At 73.9% G+C, this 19707-nt stretch carries 17 protein-coding genes; 13 read left to right on the plus strand and 4 right to left on the minus strand.

The annotated features are described in order from the left end of the window. Positions 1-193: 193 nt before the first annotated feature. The 10 genes from ACLJPY_RS19805 (at position 194) to ACLJPY_RS19850 (ending at position 12853) form a co-directional block, all read left to right on the plus strand. Positions 194-331 carry a hypothetical protein gene (locus ACLJPY_RS19805; protein ID WP_410590387.1) on the plus strand — a complete coding sequence of 46 codons (138 nt, stop codon included), beginning with the start codon at positions 194-196 and terminating at the stop codon, positions 329-331. A gap of 224 nt (positions 332-555) precedes the next feature. Then, positions 556-1089, plus strand: coding sequence for a hypothetical protein (locus tag ACLJPY_RS19810; RefSeq protein WP_410590389.1), 534 nt, complete (start codon positions 556-558; stop codon positions 1087-1089). Further along, on the plus strand, positions 1086-1541 hold the full coding sequence (locus ACLJPY_RS19815) for a hypothetical protein (protein WP_410590391.1): 456 nt from the start codon (positions 1086-1088) through the stop codon (positions 1539-1541). Before ACLJPY_RS19810 ends, ACLJPY_RS19815 begins: the two co-directional genes overlap by 4 nt. Then, entirely contained in the window at positions 1534-1971 is a 438-nt protein-coding gene (locus ACLJPY_RS19820; protein ID WP_410590393.1) for a hypothetical protein, read from the plus strand. Before ACLJPY_RS19815 ends, ACLJPY_RS19820 begins: the two co-directional genes overlap by 8 nt. Continuing rightward, on the plus strand, positions 1959-2540 hold the full coding sequence (locus ACLJPY_RS19825; RefSeq protein WP_410590395.1) for a GNAT family N-acetyltransferase: 582 nt from the start codon (positions 1959-1961) through the stop codon (positions 2538-2540). Before ACLJPY_RS19820 ends, ACLJPY_RS19825 begins: the two co-directional genes overlap by 13 nt. Beyond that, entirely contained in the window at positions 2537-5704 is a 3168-nt protein-coding gene (locus ACLJPY_RS19830) for a S41 family peptidase (RefSeq protein WP_410590397.1), read from the plus strand. Before ACLJPY_RS19825 ends, ACLJPY_RS19830 begins: the two co-directional genes overlap by 4 nt. Then, positions 5701-6558, plus strand: coding sequence for a 4'-phosphopantetheinyl transferase family protein (locus ACLJPY_RS19835; RefSeq protein ID WP_410590399.1), 858 nt, complete (start codon positions 5701-5703; stop codon positions 6556-6558). The genes ACLJPY_RS19830 and ACLJPY_RS19835 overlap by 4 nt, the downstream gene beginning before the upstream one ends. 150 nt (positions 6559-6708) lie before the next feature. Then, on the plus strand, positions 6709-9567 hold the full coding sequence (locus ACLJPY_RS19840; RefSeq protein WP_410590400.1) for a type 2 lanthipeptide synthetase LanM family protein: 2859 nt from the start codon (positions 6709-6711) through the stop codon (positions 9565-9567). A gap of 31 nt (positions 9568-9598) precedes the next feature. Further along, positions 9599-9805: a hypothetical protein gene (locus ACLJPY_RS19845; RefSeq protein WP_410590402.1), complete on the plus strand. Its 207-nt coding sequence runs from the start codon at positions 9599-9601 to the stop codon at positions 9803-9805. A 111-nt stretch (positions 9806-9916) separates the two neighbouring features. Continuing rightward, positions 9917-12853 carry an AAA family ATPase gene (locus tag ACLJPY_RS19850; RefSeq protein WP_410590403.1) on the plus strand — a complete coding sequence of 979 codons (2937 nt, stop codon included), beginning with the start codon at positions 9917-9919 and terminating at the stop codon, positions 12851-12853. 240 nt (positions 12854-13093) lie between these two features. Here the strand turns inward: ACLJPY_RS19850 and ACLJPY_RS19855 are convergent, their stop codons facing one another. From ACLJPY_RS19855 to ACLJPY_RS19865, 3 genes are all read right to left on the minus strand, one after another. Continuing rightward, positions 13094-13453 carry a hypothetical protein gene (locus tag ACLJPY_RS19855; protein WP_410590405.1) on the minus strand — a complete coding sequence of 120 codons (360 nt, stop codon included), beginning with the start codon at positions 13451-13453 and terminating at the stop codon, positions 13094-13096. Positions 13454-13539: 86 nt separating this feature from the next. Next, positions 13540-14544, minus strand: a complete 1005-nt coding sequence (locus ACLJPY_RS19860) for a sugar phosphate isomerase/epimerase family protein (protein ID WP_410590407.1) — start codon at positions 14542-14544, stop codon at positions 13540-13542. Continuing rightward, on the minus strand, positions 14541-15686 hold the full coding sequence (locus ACLJPY_RS19865; protein WP_410590409.1) for a Gfo/Idh/MocA family protein: 1146 nt from the start codon (positions 15684-15686) through the stop codon (positions 14541-14543). The genes ACLJPY_RS19860 and ACLJPY_RS19865 overlap by 4 nt, the downstream gene beginning before the upstream one ends. A gap of 203 nt (positions 15687-15889) precedes the next feature. Between ACLJPY_RS19865 and ACLJPY_RS19870 the strand changes: the two genes are divergently transcribed. Continuing rightward, positions 15890-16111 (plus strand): hypothetical protein, encoded by a 222-nt coding sequence (locus ACLJPY_RS19870; protein WP_410590411.1) that lies wholly within the window; start codon positions 15890-15892, stop codon positions 16109-16111. A gap of 42 nt (positions 16112-16153) precedes the next feature. Here the strand turns inward: ACLJPY_RS19870 and ACLJPY_RS19875 are convergent, their stop codons facing one another. Then, positions 16154-17338: an FAD-dependent monooxygenase gene (locus tag ACLJPY_RS19875; protein ID WP_410590412.1), complete on the minus strand. Its 1185-nt coding sequence runs from the start codon at positions 17336-17338 to the stop codon at positions 16154-16156. A 108-nt stretch (positions 17339-17446) separates the two neighbouring features. Between ACLJPY_RS19875 and ACLJPY_RS19880 the strand changes: the two genes are divergently transcribed. Both ACLJPY_RS19880 and ACLJPY_RS19885 read left to right on the plus strand, forming a co-directional pair. Further along, entirely contained in the window at positions 17447-17935 is a 489-nt protein-coding gene (locus tag ACLJPY_RS19880; RefSeq protein WP_410590413.1) for a MarR family winged helix-turn-helix transcriptional regulator, read from the plus strand. A 114-nt stretch (positions 17936-18049) separates the two neighbouring features. Further along, positions 18050-19687: a glycoside hydrolase family 44 protein gene (locus ACLJPY_RS19885; RefSeq protein ID WP_410590414.1), complete on the plus strand. Its 1638-nt coding sequence runs from the start codon at positions 18050-18052 to the stop codon at positions 19685-19687. Positions 19688-19707: the final 20 nt, after the last annotated feature.

Raw genomic sequence — 19707 nt, forward strand, 5'->3', positions numbered from 1 at the left:
GGGCGGCCGCGGCGGGAATGGTTAGCCCTTGGCGGTGGCACGTTCTCCGTGGCACGAACATGACACCGGGCGCACCGGAGTTTTCCTTGACCCGCAACGGTTCGTCGGTGAATCTGGGTTGGCCCCGCTCGGAACGCAGGAATTGCGGATCGGATCCGCGGGGAAATCCCACCTGATGAATGGAGTACCACCCATGTCGAAGGAAGCTTCGAAGGTCGCCAGCAAGGTCGCGTCGAAGGTCGCTTCGAAGGTCGCCAGCAAGGAGGCCTCTAAGGAGGCGTCCAAGGTGGCGTCCAAGGAGGCCTCGAAGGTCGCTTCCAAGGAGGCGTGACACCCGGCGGGATGGCGACGGCCGGCACCGACCGCGTCGCCATCCCGCCGGACCCGGCACTTCCCCACCGGAAGTGCCGTCTCTCGCGGCCACCGCGGGCGCGGCACCGCCGCCGGCACACGCCGGCCGGTGCCGCTCCCGCGCTCGGCCGCCCCACCACCGCGAGAGGGTCACTTTCACGTGAAAGTGCCCGGTACCGCCATCCCACCAGCCCGGGAGGGGCCATGACCTCGATCGCGTCCGCCGCACCGGCCGTCGCCGCACCGGCGGACTTCGTGCTGCCGCGCTGGTCGGCCCGCGCCTGCGGGGCGGCCGACCGGCCCGCCGTGCTCGCGCTGTTCGCCGACCCCGGCTTCTTCTTCCGCACCGACCGGCCCGGCACGCGGCCGGAGGCGGAGATCGACCGGCTCCTCGGCGACGACACGCGCGTGCTCTGCGCCGACGGCGAGCCCGTCGGCCTCTACGCGCTCGAGCACGAAGGCAGCGAGCACGGCTGCCACTACGTCCTGCACCTGCGCCTGCGCTCCGACGTCCCCACGCACTGGTGGCGCGACGCCTACCGCGAGATCGTGCGGGCCCTGCGGTGGCGCCACGAGCTGGTGCGGCTGTCGGTCCGGTTCCCCGAGTTCGACCCGGCGGGCCTCGCCTTCGCGCGGTCCGCCGGGCTCACCGAAGAGGGCACGCTCGCCGGCGTGACCACCCACGAAGGCCGTCGCCGCGGCACGGTCTTCTTCTCCCAGGTCTGGGCGGAGTCATGAAACTGCGCGGATACCGCGGCACCGACCGCGAGCTGCTGACCGGGCCGTGGCTCGGCGGCGAGCTGCTGGGCCTGCCGATCGAGGACTGGCCGGCGCTGGCCGAACCGACGTGCGTCCCGCCGCCCACCGGGCACGACGAGGAGCTGTGCGTCACCGACGGCGCCTTCGTCCGCTACACCGGCATCGACTGGGTGCACCGCCGGGCCCGCGTCGAAATCGGCGTCCACAATCCACTGTCTGATGTGGACGAACTGCTCGAAGCCGCCGTCGCGCACGGCTTCACCGGCCTGAACCTGCGGCGCCTGCACGGCTGGGTCACCCCGGCCGCGGCGCCCGGCCCGGCCGCGCTGGCCGCCGCCGGGTTCCGGCGCGAAGCGGTCGTCCCGGCCGCCACCTGGTTCGACGGCGCACCCGCCGCACGGGAGATCTGGGGGACGATCCGCCATGACTGAACTGAGGCCGCTCTCGGCCGCCGAGGCCGCCCGGGGGCTGCGCCGCGCGGGGACCGCCGCGCGCGGGTTCCTCGGCACCGACCCGGTGACCCAGAACGACGCCCTGCTCGTGCGCGAGCTCACCCGCCGCGGGGCCCAGGTGTACGCCGCGGGTGGCGCGCTGGTCGGCTGCGTGCCGAACCGGGCGCAGCCGCGGCAGGCGTACGTCTCGAGCACGTCCGCCGGCCCCGAGCCCGTGCGCGCGCTGCTCGGCCACCTCACCACCTACCAGCGGCGGACGTCGTTCGTCGCGCTGGTCCCCGAGAGCAGTGCCGCGGCCTTCCTCGGCGCCGGGTTCGCCCGCGGCGGCGTGCTGCCCGGCCACCACTACGCCGGCCACGCGTTCCACGACGTGCTGGTCCTGGTGAAGGAGGAGCCATGCCGATCGTGACCGTCCGGCACTTCACCGAAGAGGACGTCCCGCTGCGCACGGAACTGCTGCGCGAGGCCCGGTTCACCGCGAACCTCACCGACTTCGCCGTCGGCTCGGACGACGACGGCCTGCAGGCCGGCCAGCTCCGCACCATCGCCGAGGAGCAGCGCACCAAGCAGATCTTCACCGTCTGCGGCCCGCACGACCGCGTGATGGGGTTCGCGTGGATCACCTCGATCGACTGGCGCGCGCAGTGCTGCGAGCTGTCCTTCGGCGTGCTGCCGCGCGACCGCGGCCTCGGCGCGTTCGCCGTCTACGCGGTGCACAAGCACCTGCGCGACGAGCTGAACATGCGCGTGATCGTCAACCAGGTCTACACGCACAACACGATGTTCCTCTCCGCCGAGGCGCTCGAAGCCCAGCACCAGGTCCGCTGCGAGCGGGATTCCCACACCGTCGGCGAATGGCGGACGGCGTGCTACTGGACACTGTCCGACGAGGACATCCGGCAGCACGAGGCGTCCGCCGAGGAACGCCGCCGGGAGCTGGCCGAGCGGATCCGCGCGCGGATCGAGGCCCGGTCGTGACCGGGCGGGCCGGGTACCTGCGGACGCCCGCGGTCTCCGGGGGCACCCTGTACTTCACCTGCGAGGACGACCTGTGGTCGGTGCCCGCCGACGGCGGCCGGGCGCACCGGCTGACCGCGGGCCCCGGCGAGGCCCGGCGGCCACGGATTTCCCCCGACGGCAGCGAAATCGCCTTCGTCGGCACCTACGACGGGCCGGCCGAGGTGTACGTCATGCCCGCCGAGGGCGGCCCGCCCCGGCGGCTGACCTTCCAGGCCGGCCGCTGCGTCACCGTCGGCTGGCACCCGCACACCGGCGAGGTCCTCTACGCGACCGACGCCGAACAGCCGTCCGGCTTCGGCGCGCGCCTGTTCTCCGTGCCGCCGTCCGGCGGTCCCGCGCGGCCGCTGCGCCTCGGGCCGGCCGACACGATCGCCTTCGGCGGCTCCGGCGTCGTCGTCGGCCGCAACACCGCGGATCCCGCGCGGTGGAAGCGCTACCGCGGCGGCGGCACCGGCGAACTGTGGTACGCCGAGCAGGAGGCCGGGCCGTTCACGCGGCTCGTCGCGCTGCCCGGGAACGTCGCCGACCCCTGCTGGGCCGGCGGCCGCGTCCACTTCATCAGCGACCACGAGGGCATCGGCAACGTCTATTCGTGCCTGCCCGACGGCACCGACCTGCGCTGCCACACCGACCACCACGACCACTACGCGCGCGGGCTCAGCACCGACGGCACCCGGCTCGTCTACACCGCGGGCGCCCGGCTGCACGTGCTCGACCCGCGCGGCGCGCGGCCGGTGGCGGTCGACCTGGGCGGCGCGGCCCCGCAGCGCGGCCGCCGCTTCGCCCCCGCGGGCGAGTACCTCGACGGCGCACGCCTGTCCCCCGACGGCACCCGGCTCGCGGTGACCGCCCGCGGCAAGGCGTTCACCTTCGCGCACTGGTCCGGGCCGGTCCGCGGGCACGGCCGCGCCGACGGCGTGCGCTACCGCCTGCTGCGCTGGCTGGCCGGCGGCCGGCAGCTGGTCGCCGTCGCCGCCGACGAGAGCCCGGACGAGCGGATCGTGCTGATGGACGCCGAGGGCGGCGAGGACGCCCCGGTGCTCGTCGCGGGCGGCGTCGGGCACATCACCGAGCTGACCGCCTCCCCCGCGTCGGGGCTCGTCGCCTTCGCGACCAGCCGCCAGCGCGTGTGGGTCGTGGACACCGCCGACGTGCTCCCCCGGCCCCGCCTGCTCGACGCGAGCCGGCACGAGCGCATCGAAGACCTCGCCTGGTCGCCCGACGGCCGGTGGCTGGCCTACACGTTCCCGGAATCGCCGCGCACGTCGTCGATCAAGCTCGCCGACACCACCACCGGGCGGACCCACCGGGTCACCGAACCGGTGGTGCGGGACGCGCGCCCGGCGTTCGACCCCTCCGGGCGGTACCTCTACTTCCTCGGCCAGCGCGACCTCACGCCCGAGCTCGACCAGGTGCAGTTCGACGTCGGGTTCCCGTTCGGCTCGCGGCCGTACCTGATCACGCTGCGGGCGGACGAGGAGTCGCCGTTCGAGCCGCGGGCCGCCGTGCCGGGGCAGGCGCGGCCCGCCGCGCGCGGCGACGGCCGGGTGGAAGTCGACCTCGACGGGATTTCCCGGCGGGTGGCGGCGTTCCCGGTGCCCGAAGGCCGCTACAGCGACATCGCGGCCCTGCCCGGCCGGGTCCTGCTGCTGTCCGTGCCGCTCGCGGCCCCGGACCCGGCGCACCCGGACGCCGGCGGCGAGGGCACGGTGTCGCTGGTGGACCTCGGCACGGGCCGGGTCACCGCCGGCTGCCTCGGCGCGGTCGACGAGCTGGACGTGCGCGGCGACGTCGTGCTGCACCGCACCGACAGCCGGCTGCGGGTGCTGCGCGCCGACGCCGCCGGCGACCCGCCCGACGGCGAGGAACCGGGGCCGGCGACCGGCTGGGTCGACCTCGGGCGCGTCAAGGTCCCGTTCGACCCGTCCGCCGAGTGGCGGCAGATGTTCCGCGAGGCCTGGCGGCTGCAGCGGGAAGGCTATTGGGACGCGCGGATGTCCGGCCTCGACTGGGACGCCGTGTACGACCGGTACGCCCCGCTCGCCGAGCTGGTGTCGTGCCGCGCCGAGCTGTCGGACCTCATCTGGGAGCTGCACGGCGAGCTCGGCACCTCGCACGCCTTCGAGCGCGGCGGCGAGTACCGCGCCGGGCCGGACGAGGCGCAGGGTTTCCTCGGCGTCGACTGGGACACCCCCGACGACGGCTCCCGGTGGCGGATCGCGCGGATCCTGCGCGGCGACCCCTGGAACCCGAAGGCCGGCTCACCGTGCGCCCGGCTCGGCGCGGACATCCGCGCGGGCGACGCCGTGGTCGCGGTCAACGGCCGCCGGGTCGGCCCGCCGGGTCCCGGCGAGCTGCTGGTCGGGCAGGCCGACCGCGAGGTCGAGCTGACCGTCCGGCGAGCCGGCGCCGAGCACCGCGTGGTGGTGCGGGCGTGCGCGAGCGAGGCGCGGGCGCGGTACCTGGACTGGGCCGAGGGCAACCGCGCGTACGTGCGGGCGGTGTCGGGCGAGCGGCTGGGCTACCTGCACGTGCCCGACATGACGCGCAGCGGCTACGCCGACTTCGTCCGCGGGTTCCTGACCGAGCTCGACCGCGACGGCCTGATCGTGGACGTCCGGTTCAACACCGGCGGGCACGTGTCACCACTGCTGCTCGACCGGCTGGCCCGGCGCCGCACCGGCACCGAGCACGGCCGGTGGAGCGGGATGGCGCCGTACCCGACGGAGTCGCCGCGCGGCCCGATGGCGACCCTGCTGAACGAGCACACCGGCTCCGACGGCGAGATCTTCGCCCACGTCTTCCGGGCGCTCGGGCTGGGCCCGCTCATCGGCAGGCGCAGCTGGGGCGGCGTGATCGCGACCTGGCCGCGGCACCGGCTGGTGGACGGCACGGTCACCACGCAACCGGAGTTCCGCTACCGGTTCGGCGACGTGGGTGCTTCGCTGGAGAACCACGGCGTGGAGCCCGACCTGGCCGTGGTGCCCGCCCCGGACCGGCTGCTGCCGGGCGAGGACGACCAGCTCGCCGCGGCCGTCGCGCACCTGCTGGCGGAGCTGGGCACGCCGTCGGACGAGCTGCCCGCACCGCGGGCGGCCCTGCTGCTGCCGCAGGCGCCATGATCGTCGACGTCTGGCTGGTGCCGATCCGCCCGCGGCCGTCGTGGCTCGGGTGGCTCTCCGAAGCCGAACGCGCCCGCGCCGCCCGGCTGGCGGCTCCGGCCGGGGACGTCTTCGTGACTTCCCGTGCGCTGCAGCGCCGGTGGGGCGCGGTCGCGGTCGGCGTCCCCCCGGCGGAGGTGACGATCGACCGGTCGTGCGAGCACTGCGGCGACCCCGGCCACGGCCGGCCGCGGCTGCCGGGAGCGCCCGCGTTCTCGGTGTCGCACACCGGGCGGTGGCTGCTGCTCGCCGCGGCGAGCGCGGGACGCTTAGGAGCCGACATCGAGGACCCGGCCGCGGCGGCCGACCCCACCGGGCTGGCGGGGGTGGTGCTGTCGGTCGCGGAGCACCGCGAGTTTTCCGCGGCGCCCCCGGACGAGCAGGCCGGCCGCCTGCTGACGGCCTGGACCCGCAAGGAGGCGGCGATGAAACTGGCGGGGCTGGGGCTGGCCGCGGCCCCGGCCCGGGTGGACGTGCGGGGGCGGCTGGCCTGCTCGGACGTCCCGGGCTGGCCACGCGAGCCGGTCCACCTCCGGCCGTTGGCGGCACCGGACGGCCACGTGGCGGCGCTGGCCACGACCGTGCCGGTGGCGGCGGTGCGGCGGCGGGAATTGGCCGAACTCGCCACCCCGGACGGCGTGACCGCGCGATCGGGGAGAACCGGACCCGCCGTACGAACGAGACAGCCGGCAATCGCGGCCACACTCACCCGGCCGGGCGTACCTACCCAGCCACCCGAACCTCGAAACCCCCGATCCACCGCCCGCGCCACCACCCCGCCGGCACCGTCTCCGCGTCCTGAGCCACCCTCCTGACCTGGCCGAACTCCGGCGACGCCCACCGCAGCACCACCACACCCACCGCGGCCGTGCGCAATCCCCTTCCCCGGCTTGGAGCAGGGGGCCGCCAATCTGGGTAGCGAGTACCCATGTACGCGCATCTCCCGCAGTGCGAATCTCTTCGACGTGAGCCAGACAGTCGAACGTCCCGAGCAGGTCCCCCACGAGGCACCGGCCTGGTGGACCCTCGCTCGCCTCCCCGGCGAGACCGGTGGCGACCGGCCCGCCTGGGCGGTGCTCGCGGACGAGGTGCTGGCCTCGCTGCCCGCCGACGGTGACTGGCCCGCTCCCGTCGACGCCGACGGTGACCGCGTCTTCCGCCACGCCGTGCTGCCGTTCGCCGCCGCCACCCGGGCGCTGCTGCTGGAGCGGGCACCCGCCGCCGAGTGCGTGTGGCCCGGTGTCGAATCCTGGCTCTGCGGGCAGCTCACGGCGCTCGCCGCCCGGACCTTCGTGCTCGAGCTGCACTCGGCGAAGAAGGGCGGCCTGCTGCGCGGGGCCACCGGGCGTGACCGCTTCGTCGACTTCCTGCGCCTGCTCGGCGGACGCGGGTACCTCACCGGCGTCTTGGGCCGCCACCCGGTGCTGGCCCGGCTGCTCGCCCGGACCTGCCTGCGCACCGCCGACGCCGTCGCCGAGCTGCTCACGCGGTTCGCCGCCGACCGGGCCGCCCTGCGCGCCGGGCTGCTGGCGGGCAGCGCCGCCGAGCTCACCGACCTCACCCTGGGCGCCGGTGACGTGCACTCCGGCGGCCGCGCGGTCGCCGTGCTCGGCTTCGCCGACGGACGGCAGCTCGTCTACAAGCCGCGTCCGCTCGGGCTGCTCGCCCGGTGGGGCGACCTGCTGCGCTGGTTCGCCGAGGAACGGCCCGGGCTCGCGCCGCGCCCGGTGGGCGTGCTCGCCCGCGACGGTTACGGCTGGGCCGAGTACGTGCCCGCGCGGCCGTGCGCCGACCAGGCCGGCGTCGAGCTGTTCTACCGCCGCCAGGGCGCGCTGCTGGCCCTCCTCTACGCACTCGACGCCACCGACATGCACTGCGAGAACCTCATCGCCTGCGGCGACCAGCCGATGCTGGTGGACGTCGAAACGCTGTTCCACCCCGCCTTCACCGCGCTGACCCGCAACGGCCCCGACCCGGCCGCCACCGCGCTGCACCGCTCGGTGGCCCGCACCGCCCTGCTGCCCACGCTGATGCTCGGCGAGCACGGCGCGCTCGACGTCTCGGCGTTCGGCGGCGGCAACGGCGAGCAGAGCCCCGGCGAGGTACCGCACTGGACCGGCGCCGGGACCGACGACATGCGCCTGGCCCGCGGCCCGCTGCCCTACGCCGGCGGCGCGAACCGCCCGGTGCTCGCGGGCGTCGAGGTCGACGCCGGGATGTACCGGCAGAGCCTGCTGAGCGGCTTCCGCGCCGCCTACGAGTCACTGGTCGACCGCCGCACCGAGCTGCTCGGTGGCGTGCTGGCGGCGTTCGCCGTCGAGGAGATCCGCCTGGTGATGCGGCCGACGCAGGTCTACGCGACCCTGCTGGCCGAGGCGACGCACCCGGCCCACCTCGCCGCGGGCGCCGGCCGCCCCGAAGCGTTCGCCTCGCTCGCCGAGGACCGCGCGAAGGCCCACCTGCCGGCGCTCGTGCCGCACGAGATCACCGAGCTGTGCGACGGTGACGTGCCGGTGTTCACCGCCGCGGCGGGCTCGGTCGACGTCACCACCGGCACCGGTGCGGTGCTGCCCGGCCTGCTGGCCGCGAGCGGGCTCGACCAGGCCCGCGCGAAGATCGCGCAGCTGTGCGCGGAGGACCTGCGCGAGCAGGAGTGGTTCGTGGAGGCGACGCTGGCCACCCGCCGCCCGGAGGTCCGCCACAGCGCCGGGTCCCCGCTGCCCGGTGCGGTCGCCGCCGTCGTGCCCGACAGCCAGCACCTGCTCGCGCTGGCCTCCGCGATCGGCGACGACCTCGTCGCCCGCGCCGCCCACGACGACGGGCGGGCCAACTGGGTCGGCCTGGAACTGCTCGACGGACGGCACTGGCTGGTGCTGCCGATGGGTGCCGGGCTCGCCGAAGGCTACTGCGGCACGGCGCTGTTCCTGGCGCAGCTGGGTGAGCTGACCGGCACCTCCCGGTACTCGGAGCTGGCCGCGAAGGCCGTGCGCACGCTGCCGGTGCTCGTCGAGGTCCTCGCCGAACACCCGGAACTGGCCCGTGAAGTCGGGTCCGGCGGGTTCTTCGGCCTCGGCGGGATCTGCTACGCGCTGGCCCGGCTGGCCAACCTCCTCGGGGACAGCGCCCTCGCCGCCTGCCTGCCCGCCGCGATCTCCGCGACCGCCGCCGCCGACGCGGCCGCACCCGCGGGCGTCGGCGAAGGCACCGCGGGCGCGCTCGCCGCGATGCACGCCGTGCACGCCGAAAGCGGGCGGCCCGAAGCGGCCGCGCTGGCCGCCACGCTCACCCGCCGCCTCGCCGGCGCCCCGCGCCCCGCCGCTCCCGGCTTCCTCTGGGGCGCGGCGGGCGTCGACTGGGCCCTCGGCCGGGGCGGCCGGACGGCGGCCGAGCCGGTGGACGGCGACCTGGGCTGGTGCTCGGGCCTGGCCGGCCGGGTCCTCGCCGCGGCCGCCGCACCGGGCCAGGCCGGGCCGCCGCCCGGCACCGCCGTCCGGACGGCGGACGCGTTCTCGGCCGCGGTGGCCGCCCGGCCGCCGTCGACCGACCAATCGCTCTGCCACGGCGAGCTCGGCACCTTGGAAGCACTCGTGGTGCTGGCCGGACAGGGCCACGAACCGTCGGTCTCCGCGTTGCGGAGGGCGACATCGCGCCTCGTGGGCGCAGTGGAAGGGCACGGGCTCCAGTGCGGTACTCCGCACGGAGTAGCGAGTCCCGGCTTGCTGACCGGAACCGGGGGTATCGGTTTCGGGTTGTTGCGAGTCGGTTTCGCCGAACAGGTCCCGTCGGTTCTCTTGCTGGAACCTTCGGTACCCACTGGGAAATAACCGCGAAACACACCTCATCACAGGAGTGAACATGCGCAACGACACCAACGCCGGCGAATTCGACGAGACCCGCGCCGGCGCGGAGGCGGACAGCCCCCTGGGCGAGGCCGCCCCTGGTGCCAGAACGAAGATCGGTGTCCGCGCCGGAATTCTCGCCGGCCTCACCCTCGGCGTGGCCAGCGCCGCGGTCGTCACGATGGACATCAGCACGGTCGTGAGCAACCACACGCACGCGTGACGTGCTCGTCACGGCACAAAGCGTGACAACAACCCCGATTTTGCCGTCCGAACAGTGGAATCTCCACCGGAAGACCACCGAATTCGTGACTCCGGTCTCTAAGGTTGGCGCATGCGCACCCGTGCCCCCGCTCTCGTCGGCCGAGGAACGGAGATCGAAGAGATCGGGCGGGTACTGCACGACGCTCGCCGCTCTTCGGGATCGGCCGTCTTCGTCACGGGGGAACCCGGTATCGGCAAGACCCGGCTCGCCGCCGAAGCGGTCGGCCACGCACTGGACGCGGGACTGGTGGTGCTGCGCGGCCGCGGCAGCACCACCGGACCCGCCGTGCCGTTCCGGGCGCTCACCGAAGCACTGCTGTCCCTCGCCCGCACCGGCGGCCGCGAGCTGGTCGAACAGCTCGGGCCGTACCGGTCGGTGCTGGGCAGGCTGATCCCCGACTGGGCCGCCGGCGCCGACGCCGCGGGCGACTCCTCGCTGGTGGTGCTCGCCGAGGCGACGCTGCGGCTCACCGGCCTGGCCGGGGCGGGCCGCGGTTGCCTCTTCGTCGTCGACGACCTGCAGGACGCCGACGTGGAAACCCTCGCCGTGGTGGAGTACCTGGCCGCCAACGTCCACACGCAGCCGGTCGCCGTGCTGGCCACGCTGCGCGCCGAACCCTCCCCCGCGCTGGAGACGGCCCACGCCGTCGCCCGGCGCGGCGAGGGCTTCCTCATGCCGCTGGACAGCCTCGGACCGGCCGAGGTGCGGGACGTCGTGGCGTCGTCGCTCGGCGCGGAGCCGGACCAGGTGCCCGCCGACGTGGCCGAGCGCCTGTTCGCCGACAGCGCGGGCAACCCGCTGGTCGTCGAGGAACTGCTGCACAGCATGGTGGCGGCGGGCGAGCTGGTGAACGGCGCGGCGGGCTGGCGGTTCACCGGCCACGGCCGCGGTGCCGTCCCCGCCACCCTCGTCACGATCATCACCCGCCGCGCCGACCGCCTCGGCGAACGCGGCAAGCAGCTGCTCGCCATCGCCGCGGTGCTCGGCCGCCGGTTCCCGCTGTCGGTGGTGCAGCGGGTGAGCGAGCTCGACGACCACAGCCTGTTCGGCCACCTGCAGTCCGCCGTGGCCGCCCAGCTGCTCACCGCCGACGAGCGCGGCGAAGACTGGTACGCCTTCCGGCACCCGCTCACCGCCGAAGCGCTGCTGACCCTGCTCAACCCGGCCGAACGCGTGACGTTGTCGGCGAAGGCGGCCGACGCCGTGGTGGAGCTGCACCCCGATCTGCCGGGCGAGCTGTGCAGCCTGGCCGCGTCCCTGCGGCTCGGGGCGGGCGACCGCTGGGCCGCCGCCGACCTGTACCGCGAGGCCGCCCAGCGCGCGCTGGGCGAAGGCGCGCCGGGATCGGCCGTCGCCGTGCTCGAGCACGCCGTCAACCTCCTCGGCGACGACGCCGGCCGCGGCACCGAGCAGTCCGGCCGGTACCGGGACCTGCTGGAGCTGCTGCTGTTCGCGCTGGCCGAGGCCGGGCAGTTCGACCGCGCGGTGAAGGTCGCGCGCTCGCTGCGCCCGGCCGACGGCCGCGATTCCGCGCGGCAGATCCGCGTCCACGTCCGCCTGGCCTGGGCGGCGCAGGTCGCCGGCCGCTGGGCGGAGGGTTTCGAGCAGGTCGCCGCGGCCCGGGCGCTGCTGCCGGAGACGGGACTGGACGAGGAGGCCGTCGCGGTGGACGCCGTGGACGCGTACCTGTCGATGTCCGGCCCGGCGCCCGACCGGGTGCGCCGCAGCGAGGAGCTGGGCCGCCGCGCGGTCGACGGCGCCGAGCGGATCGGCTCGCCGTCGACGGCCTGCCAGGCGCTCTACGCGGTCGGGTTCGTCGTGCGCGAGCGCGACATGGCCGAGTCGGACGAGTGCTTCCGGCGGATGCTCGACAAAGCCGCCGAGCACCGGCTGACGAACTGGCGCAACTACGCGCTGGTCGGGCTCGGCGGCAACGCCTGGCTGGCGGAGGCCGACCCCTCCGGGCTGGAAACCGCGCGCGCCGAAGCGTTGCGCACCGGCGGGATCAGCCTGGCCCACAACGCGGACGCCGTGCTGGGCCTGCATTCCGTGCTGTGCGGCCGGTTCGCCGAGGCCGAACAGCGGCTCGACGCCTGCTACGCCGAGGCGTCGCGGATCAAGCTGTACGCCGTCACCCGGTACGTGCAGATGACGCAGGCCGTGCTGGCCGGGCACCGCGGTGACCGCCGGGCGATGGAGACCGCGCTCGGCGACTTCCGCCGCGGCGGCGGCGACGCCGGCCCGGAGGCCCCGCTCGCGCGCGGCCTGGCCCAGGTCTTCTGCTCGCTGCTGGAGGAAGATCGCGCCACCGCCCGCGCCGAGCTGGAGACACTGGCCGCCGACCAGGCGCGGCAGCAGAGCACGTTCCACCTCGCCGGCACCCACGGCCTGAAGCTGCTGCTGGACGTCATCGCCGGCGACGCGACCTGGGAGGACCACCGGCGCATCGCCACCGGAGCCGTCGGCGGGATGCGCTGGAACCGCCAGTTCGTGCTGCTGGCCGAGGCGGTGCTGCACGGCCGCGACAACGCGCCCGAGGCGGCCGCCACGGCGATGCGACGGGCGGCCCAGGCGGCCGCCCCGTTCGGCGTGGCGCGCCCGCTCGGCCTGCGCCTGGCCGCCGAGCCCGCCGTCGACCACGGCTGGGGCGAGCCGGCGGAGTGGCTGCGCGAAGCCGAAAGCCACTTCCACGGCGCCGACGTGATCCCGGTGGCCAGCGCGTGCCGGGCCCTGCTGCGCCGGGCCGGGGCGTCGGTGCAGCAGCGCCGCACCGGGACCGAGCGGGTCCCGGAAAGCCTGCGCGCAATCGGCGTGACGCTGCGCGAGTACGAGGTGTTCGAGCTGCTGGCGTTCCGGCTGAGCAACAAGGCACTGGCGGCGCGGTTGCACATTTCGCCGCGCACGGTGGAGAAGCACGTGGCCGCCCTGCTGATGAAGACCTCGGTCCGCGACCGGGCCGAACTGGCGCAGTTCGCGGCACAGCACTCGTCCGCCTCGGAGGTCTGACCACAACCCGACGACCGTGTCGCCGAGGCCGAGCCGTCACGCCGGGTGGGCTCGTCAACGGGCCAAGCACGACGCCGCGCACGATGGAAACCACGCCGCGGCCCTGCTGATGAAGACCTCAGTCCGCGACCGCGCCGAACTAACCCAGCTCGCGGCGGAACACTCGTCGACCTCGAAGGATTGAGCACACCCCGGCCACCGTGCCGCCGAGGCAGAGCCGTCACGCCGGGTGGGGGTCCCTCAGCGGGCCAAGGACGATGCCGCGCACAGCGCCGCCCACGTGAGGGCGAACGCCGCCACCTTCGGGCGCGCCGAGCGGTCCGGCAGGCCGGTGCCGAACACCAGCGCGTCCGCCGCGTCGGACGCCACCCGGGCCGCCAGTGCCACCTGCAGCGGCTTGCCCGCCGGTGCGAAGAGCATCGCCAGCCCGATCGCCGCGTCTCGGGCGCCGATGCCGGCGATCAGCGTGCGGACGCTCGCGCTCACCCCGCCCGTCGCGTCGGTCAGGCCGCACGGCTTCGCCAGCACGCGCGGCGCCGCGATGATCGTGGCGCTGTACGCGGCGGTCGCCGCTCCGAGAACACGGGTCAACGCGGGCATCGTCGCTCTTCTCACTCGGTGCGGTCGGACGGGTTTCGCTTACCCGGATCCGCCGGTGGCAAACGCACCGGCGGCCCCGCGACGCCTCACTTCTGGTTGCTGAACGCGGCGTCGAAGGCCGCCGACGGCTGGTCGAACAGGTGCTCGCGCAGGTACTGCACCGCCTCCGCCGCGCCGCGGAGCCGGTCCATTCCGGCGTCTTCCCACTCCACCGAGATCGGCCCGGCGTAGCCGATCGAGTTCAGCGCCCGGAAGCAGTCCTCCCACGGGACGTCGCCGTGGCCGACGGAGACGAAGTCCCAGCCGCGCCGCGGGTCCGCCCAGGCCAGGTGCGAACCCAGCCGTCCGTTGCGGCCGTCGAAGCGCTTGCGGGTGTCCTTGCAGTCGACGTGGTAGATCCGGTCGGCGAAGTCGAGGATGAACCCGACCGGGTCGAGGTCCTGCCACACGAAGTGCGACGGGTCCCAGTTCAGCCCGAACGCCGGCCGGTGCCCGACGGCTTCGAGCGCGCGCTTGGTCGTCCAGTAGTCGTAGGCGATCTCCGACGGGTGGACCTCGTGCGCGAACCGGACGCCGACCTCGTCGAAGACGTCCAGGATGGGGTGCCAGCGGCGGGCGAAGTCGGCGTAGCCGTCGTCGATCTCCTCGCGCGAGACCGGCGGGAACATCGCCACGTACTTCCAGATCTTCGAGCCGGTGAAGCCGATGACGGTGTCCACACCCAGCTTCGCCGCCGCCCGCGCGGTGTCCGCCAGCTCCGCCGCCGCCCGTTGCCGGACGCCCTCGGGTTCGCCGTCACCCCAGATCCGCGACGGCAGGATCGCCCGGTGCCGGTCGTCGATCGGGTCGTCGCAGACGGCCTGCCCGACGAGGTGGTTCGAGATCGCCCACACCTTGAGGCCGTGCTCGGCGAGCAGCCGCAGCCGTCCCGGCACGTAGTCCTCTTCGGACAGTGCCCGGTCCACCTCGAAGTGGTCGCCGGAGCAGGCGATCTCCAGCCCGTCGTACCCCCACTTCGCGGCCAGCTCGCAGACCTCCGCGAAGGGCAGGTCGGCCCACTGGCCGGTGAACAACGTGACGGGACGACTCATTTCTCCTCCACCGGTGTCCAATGTGCTTCCTCGGCCGCGCTCTTCTCGACCGCGGCCAGCACCCGCTGGACCCGCAGCCCCTCGTCGAAACCCGGCTCGGGATCGGTGCCCGCGCCGATCGCGTCCAGGAAGTCGGCGACCTCGTGGGTGAACGTGTGCTCGTAGCCGAGCAGGTGCCCCGGCGGCCACCACGCACCGACGTACGGGTGCTGCGGCTCGGTGACGAGGATCCGCCGGAAGCCGGCCTCGGTCCCGGTGCCTTCGTACCACTGCAGTTCGTTCATCGCCTCGAAGTCGAACGCCAGGCTGGCCTTCGAGCCGTTGACCTCCAGCCGCATCGCGTTCTTGCGGCCCAGCGCGAACCGGGTCGCTTCGAACGTCGCCACCGCTCCCCCGGACAGCCGCGCGAGGAACAACGCCGTGTCGTCGACCGTCACCTCGTCCGTCCCGCCGGTCTCGTCCGGCCGCTGCTTGACGAAGGTGTTCGTCAGCGCCGAAACGCCGGTGATCCGCTTGCCGGTGACGAACTGCGCCGCGTCGACGATGTGCGCCCCGAGGTCGCCGAGCGCACCCGAACCCGCGCTTTCGCGACGCAGGCGCCAGGTCATCGGCGCTCGCGCGTCGGACAGCCAGTCCTGCAGGTACACCGACCGCACGTGCCGGACCTCGCCGAGCGCTCCGCTCGCCACCAGGTTCCTGGCGTGGGCGAGCGCGGGCACCCGGCGGTAGTTGAACGCCACCATGGCCCGCACCCCGCGTTCGGCGGCCCGCCGCGCCGCCTCGGCCATCGCTTCGGCCTCCTCGACCGAGTTGGCCAGCGGCTTCTCGCACAGCACGTGCTTCCCGGCTTCGAGCGCGGCGATCGCGATCTCGGCGTGGCTGTCCCCGGGTGTGCAGACGTCGACCAGGTCGACGTCGTCCCGGGCGACCAGCGTCCGCCAGTCCGTCTCGACGGCGGCCCAGCCGAACCGCTCGGCGGCCGCCTTCGCCCGGTGCTCGTCGCGGCCGCCGAGCACCGCGAGCCGCGGCACCAGCGGCGGGTCGAAGAACCGGTGCACGCTGCGCCAGGCGTGCGAGTGCACCGCCCCCATGAACGCGTGCCCCACCATGCCGATCCCGATGGTTTCCCGTGGCGGGCTCATTCCCCTCCTCGTGGCTCGGGCGTGCTCACTCGTTTCAGCCTACTGGTGCGCGGCCGGTCGCCGGTGCGCTCGGGCTGTGGCTGGTGAGGTTCCGGTGGGTGTCACCCGGACCGGTGCCATCGGGGGCGAAGCCGTTCACCGGGCCCGGTTCCGGGGCAGCCTCCCGCCATCGGAAACCGGCTCCACGACACAGGAGGATCACCATGCGACGGATCATGACCGCGCTGGGTGCGTTGGCGTTGACCACCGGCGTCCTCGTCGGCACCACGGCATCGGCCCCGGCCCCGGCGTCGGCCCAGGTGTCGGCCCAGGCGGAAACCGGCCCGGCGATCCACTGCATCGGCTATTCGTTGCTGATGTACGCGTCGACGGGGCTGTGCGTCTACGACCGGTACTTCCCGGTGCTCACCCACCCGGGCAGCTGATCCTTCGCGGCGGGCGGCGGGTCTTGCGGGACCGGACCCGCCTCACCGCGCCGGTACGGGGAAGTCCGGCAGCGTCAGCGCCGAGTGCTCGGGCCGGGGTGTGGGCGCCGGGGCCGTCTCCAGCTGCCGCAGCGCGGCGTTGCGGCGTTCGAGCGCCTCCGCCGTTGCCGGGAACAGCGTGGCCTGGCCGTCGCCCACCAGGTTCTGGTTGGCTTCGGCGAAGCCCCGCAACCGGTTCTCGTACGCCGCGAAAGCCGCCGCGTGGTCCGGGATCGTGGCCAGCGCTTGGCCGAGCACGTACGCGCCCGCCAAGGCGAGGCTGGTGCCCTGGCCGGTCAGGAACGAAGGTGCGTGAGCGGCGTCGCCGGCCAGGGCCACACGGCCCGCCGACCAACGCGGCATGCGGATCTGGCTGATGACGTCGAAGAACAGGTCGTCGGCCTGGCGCATCGCCGCCACCATGCGCGGGATTTCCCAGCCTTCGCCCTCGAAGGTGCGAGCGATCAGGTCGCGCTGCGCCTCGGGGTCCCGGAACGCCTCGAGCGGCGGCTCCGGCCGGGCGAAGACCAGAAACCCGTGGACCTCCTCGCTGTCCAGGACCGCGTACAGCGCCGCGCCCTTGCCGGGCGTGCTCCACGCCAGCCCTTCCCGAACGAGCCCGAAGTCGTTCGGCAGCGTGAACCCGGCGAAGCTGTAGCCGAGGTAGCGGTGGAACGGTGCCTCGTCGCCGAAGACGAGCTCGCGGGTCCGGGAGTGCAGGCCGTCGGCGCCGATCACCAGGTCGTAGGTCTCCCGGCGGCCACTGCGGAAGGCGACGTCGACGCCGCCGGCGTGGTCGGCCAGGGTTTCGACCGTGTCGCCGAAGCGGACCTCGACGTCGTCGCGCACCAGGTCGTACAGCGTCCGGATCAGGTCGCCGCGGCGGATCTCGAGGTCTTCGCCGTCGACGCCGCCGACGATCGCGTCCGGGGCCAGTGAGGCCACTTCGCCGCCGTCGGCGTCGAGGAACGTCAGCCGTCGCGTGGAGATGTGGAGCTCACGCAGGCGGGGCAGGACGCCCATCCGCGCGACGACGTCCAGGGCCGTGCCCCGGACGTCGATGGGGTAGCCGCCAGTCCGCAGTCCGGGTGCCTTTTCGACGACGGTGACCGCGAACCCGGCCCGGTGCAGCCAGAACGTCAGAGCCGGACCGGCGATGCTGGCGCCGGAAATCAGGACCTTCTTCATGACACTCCAATAGCTAAGTTAGGTATCCAAATGCCGGGTGCGACAATGCCCGTGCAAAACCCCCGACCTGACCGACTATATACCTAAGTTAGCTATCTAAGAGGTGTGATGGGCGACACTGACGCCGGCAACGTCTCCGACCTGCGTGCCGTGCTGCCCCGGATCCTGCAGCTGGGCACGCTGATGAACCGCAGCGGCCTCGGCGAGCGGGCGATGAAGTCGATCGGGGCCGACCTCGACCGGCCCGGGCTGTCGATCATCATCGCCCTGTACACGGCCGGGAAGGCGCTGCGCGTCGGCGAGATCGCCGACCGGATGCAGGTCGCCGGCCCGCACGTCACGCGGCACCTGCACGTGCTCGAACGACGGCGGCTCGTGCACGGCCCGCCCGACCCCGACGACCGGCGCGCCCGGCTGGTCGAGCTGACGCCCGACGGCCGGGAGATCGCCGACCGGTACGTCACCACGTTGCTGGACTGGTTCGGCGACGCGCTGTCGGACTGGTCCCCCGCGGACCGCCGGACCTTCTACGACCTGCTCCTGCGGTTCACCGACGACCTCGCGGCCTTCCTGGCCGCGACCGCCGAAGAGGCGTGAGGCCGCCGCGCCACCGGGCCGGAGCACGGCGGCACCGCCGATCGCCCGATTGACGAACCGTGTGCGCCGGGTAGCGTTTGGGAGCGCTCCCAGAAGCCGACCGCAGGAGTTCCGATGGTTGCCGACCGACGACGTCACCCCAGGACCGGACCGGCGAGCGGGTGCGTGCTGGCCGCGCTGCTCACCGCGCAGGTCGTTGCGGCACCCCCGGCTTCCGCGGCGGACCTCGACCTGTCCGTGGACCTCTTCGCGGCCCGGCACCCGATCAGTCCCGACATCTACGGGATGAACGGCGGCGACCCCGCGCTCGTCGCCGAGCTCGGCACGCCCGTTTCACGCTGGGGTGGCAACGCGAGCAGCCGGTACAACTTCACCAACCACACCTACAACACCGGCAGCGACTGGTACTTCGAAAACATCGTCGCCGGGCCGGACAACACGCTCGAAGCGTACGTCCAGCGCAACCGCGACCACGGGATCAAGCAGGTGGTCACCCTGCCGATGTCGGGCTGGGTGGCGAAGGACTCGCCGTCGTCGCCGCACGCCTGCGGCTTCCCCGCCACCCGCTTCCCCGCCCAGGACTCGTTCGACCAGTGGGACGCCAACTGCGGCAACGGACGGCTGAACAACACGAACCTCACCGGCGCCGAACCCACCGACACCTCCGTTCCGGCGGACGCCTCCTTCGCGGGCGCCGAGGTGTCGCACCTGGTGGGCCAGTTCGGCCCGGCCACTCGCGGCGGCGTGCCGATCTACGAACTCGACAACGAGCCGGTGCTGTGGAGCTCAACCCACCGGGACGTGCACCCGCAGCCGGTGACCGACGACGAGCTGGGCACCAAGAGCACGGCGACCGCGTCGGCCGTCAAGGCCGCCGATCCCCGGGCGGCGGTCCTCGGCCCGTCCGGCTGGGGCTACTGCGAATGGGTCGCCTCCGGGCTCGACGGCTGCGCGCCGGGCGCGGACGCCGCCGCCCACGGCGGGCTCAACCTGTCCCAGTGGTTCCTCAAGAACCTGAAGGACGCGAGCACCACCGCTCGCAAGCGGCTGCTGGACTACTTCGACCAGCACTACTACCCGCAGATCAGCGGCGACAAGACGCCCGAAGCCGACGCGTGGCGGCTGCGGTCCACGCGCTCGCTGTGGGACCCGTCCTACGTCGAGGAGTCCTGGATCGGCCCGAGCGGGGTCAACGCTCCCCCGCTGCAGTTCATCCGCACGATGAAGCAGTGGGTCTCGCAGTACTACCCCGGCACCAAGACCGCCATCACCGAGTACAACTGGGGCGCACTGGACGACATCAACGGCGCCCTCGCCGAGGCCGACGTCCTCGGCATCTTCGGCCGCGAAGGCCTCGACCTCGCCACCATCTGGGGCGAACCGAAACCCACCGACCCCGGCGCGTACGCGTTCCGGATGTACCGCAACTACGACGGCGCCGGCGGCAAGTTCGGCGACCTCAGCGTCTCGGCCACCAGCAGCGACCAGGGACAGCTCGCGATCTACGGCGCCCAGCGCCGCTGCGACGGCGCGCTCACCGTCATGGTGGTCAACAAGACCGGCACCGACCTCACTTCGCCGCTGTCGATCGCCGGCTACGGCAGCGGCACGGCGCAGCGGTACACCTACGGCCCCGCCGCGCTCACCTCGATCGTGCGCGGCGCGGACCTCGGCGTGCAGCGCGGGCGCGTCGCCACGACGTACCCGGCGAACTCGATCACGCTGCTGGTCCTGCCGCACGCGGGCCGCTGACGATCAGGACCTCGTTCGGG

Origin of the sequence: Amycolatopsis sp. lyj-23 (assembly GCF_046549135.1) — a bacterium.
In the GTDB taxonomy this organism is placed as follows: Bacteria; Actinomycetota; Actinomycetes; order Mycobacteriales; family Pseudonocardiaceae; genus Amycolatopsis.

Excerpts from the sequence above, each read along its gene's own strand:
- ACLJPY_RS19845 (WP_410590402.1), top strand. The coding sequence starts at position 9,599 with ATGCGCAACGACACCAACGCCGGCGAATTCGACGAGACCCGCGCCGGC.
- ACLJPY_RS19825 (WP_410590395.1), top strand. The coding sequence starts at position 1,959 with ATGCCGATCGTGACCGTCCGGCACTTCACCGAAGAGGACGTCCCGCTG.
- ACLJPY_RS19865 (WP_410590409.1), bottom strand. The coding sequence starts at position 15,686 with ATGAGCCCGCCACGGGAAACCATCGGGATCGGCATGGTGGGGCACGCG.
- ACLJPY_RS19810 (WP_410590389.1), top strand. The coding sequence starts at position 556 with ATGACCTCGATCGCGTCCGCCGCACCGGCCGTCGCCGCACCGGCGGAC.
- ACLJPY_RS19815 (WP_410590391.1), top strand. The coding sequence starts at position 1,086 with ATGAAACTGCGCGGATACCGCGGCACCGACCGCGAGCTGCTGACCGGG.
- ACLJPY_RS19855 (WP_410590405.1), bottom strand. The coding sequence starts at position 13,453 with ATGCCCGCGTTGACCCGTGTTCTCGGAGCGGCGACCGCCGCGTACAGC.
- ACLJPY_RS19850 (WP_410590403.1), top strand. The coding sequence starts at position 9,917 with ATGCGCACCCGTGCCCCCGCTCTCGTCGGCCGAGGAACGGAGATCGAA.
- ACLJPY_RS19860 (WP_410590407.1), bottom strand. The coding sequence starts at position 14,544 with ATGAGTCGTCCCGTCACGTTGTTCACCGGCCAGTGGGCCGACCTGCCC.
- ACLJPY_RS19805 (WP_410590387.1), top strand. The coding sequence starts at position 194 with ATGTCGAAGGAAGCTTCGAAGGTCGCCAGCAAGGTCGCGTCGAAGGTC.
- ACLJPY_RS19875 (WP_410590412.1), bottom strand. The coding sequence starts at position 17,338 with ATGAAGAAGGTCCTGATTTCCGGCGCCAGCATCGCCGGTCCGGCTCTG.
- ACLJPY_RS19835 (WP_410590399.1), top strand. The coding sequence starts at position 5,701 with ATGATCGTCGACGTCTGGCTGGTGCCGATCCGCCCGCGGCCGTCGTGG.
- ACLJPY_RS19820 (WP_410590393.1), top strand. The coding sequence starts at position 1,534 with ATGACTGAACTGAGGCCGCTCTCGGCCGCCGAGGCCGCCCGGGGGCTG.
- ACLJPY_RS19870 (WP_410590411.1), top strand. The coding sequence starts at position 15,890 with ATGCGACGGATCATGACCGCGCTGGGTGCGTTGGCGTTGACCACCGGC.
- ACLJPY_RS19885 (WP_410590414.1), top strand. The coding sequence starts at position 18,050 with ATGGTTGCCGACCGACGACGTCACCCCAGGACCGGACCGGCGAGCGGG.
- ACLJPY_RS19880 (WP_410590413.1), top strand. The coding sequence starts at position 17,447 with ATGGGCGACACTGACGCCGGCAACGTCTCCGACCTGCGTGCCGTGCTG.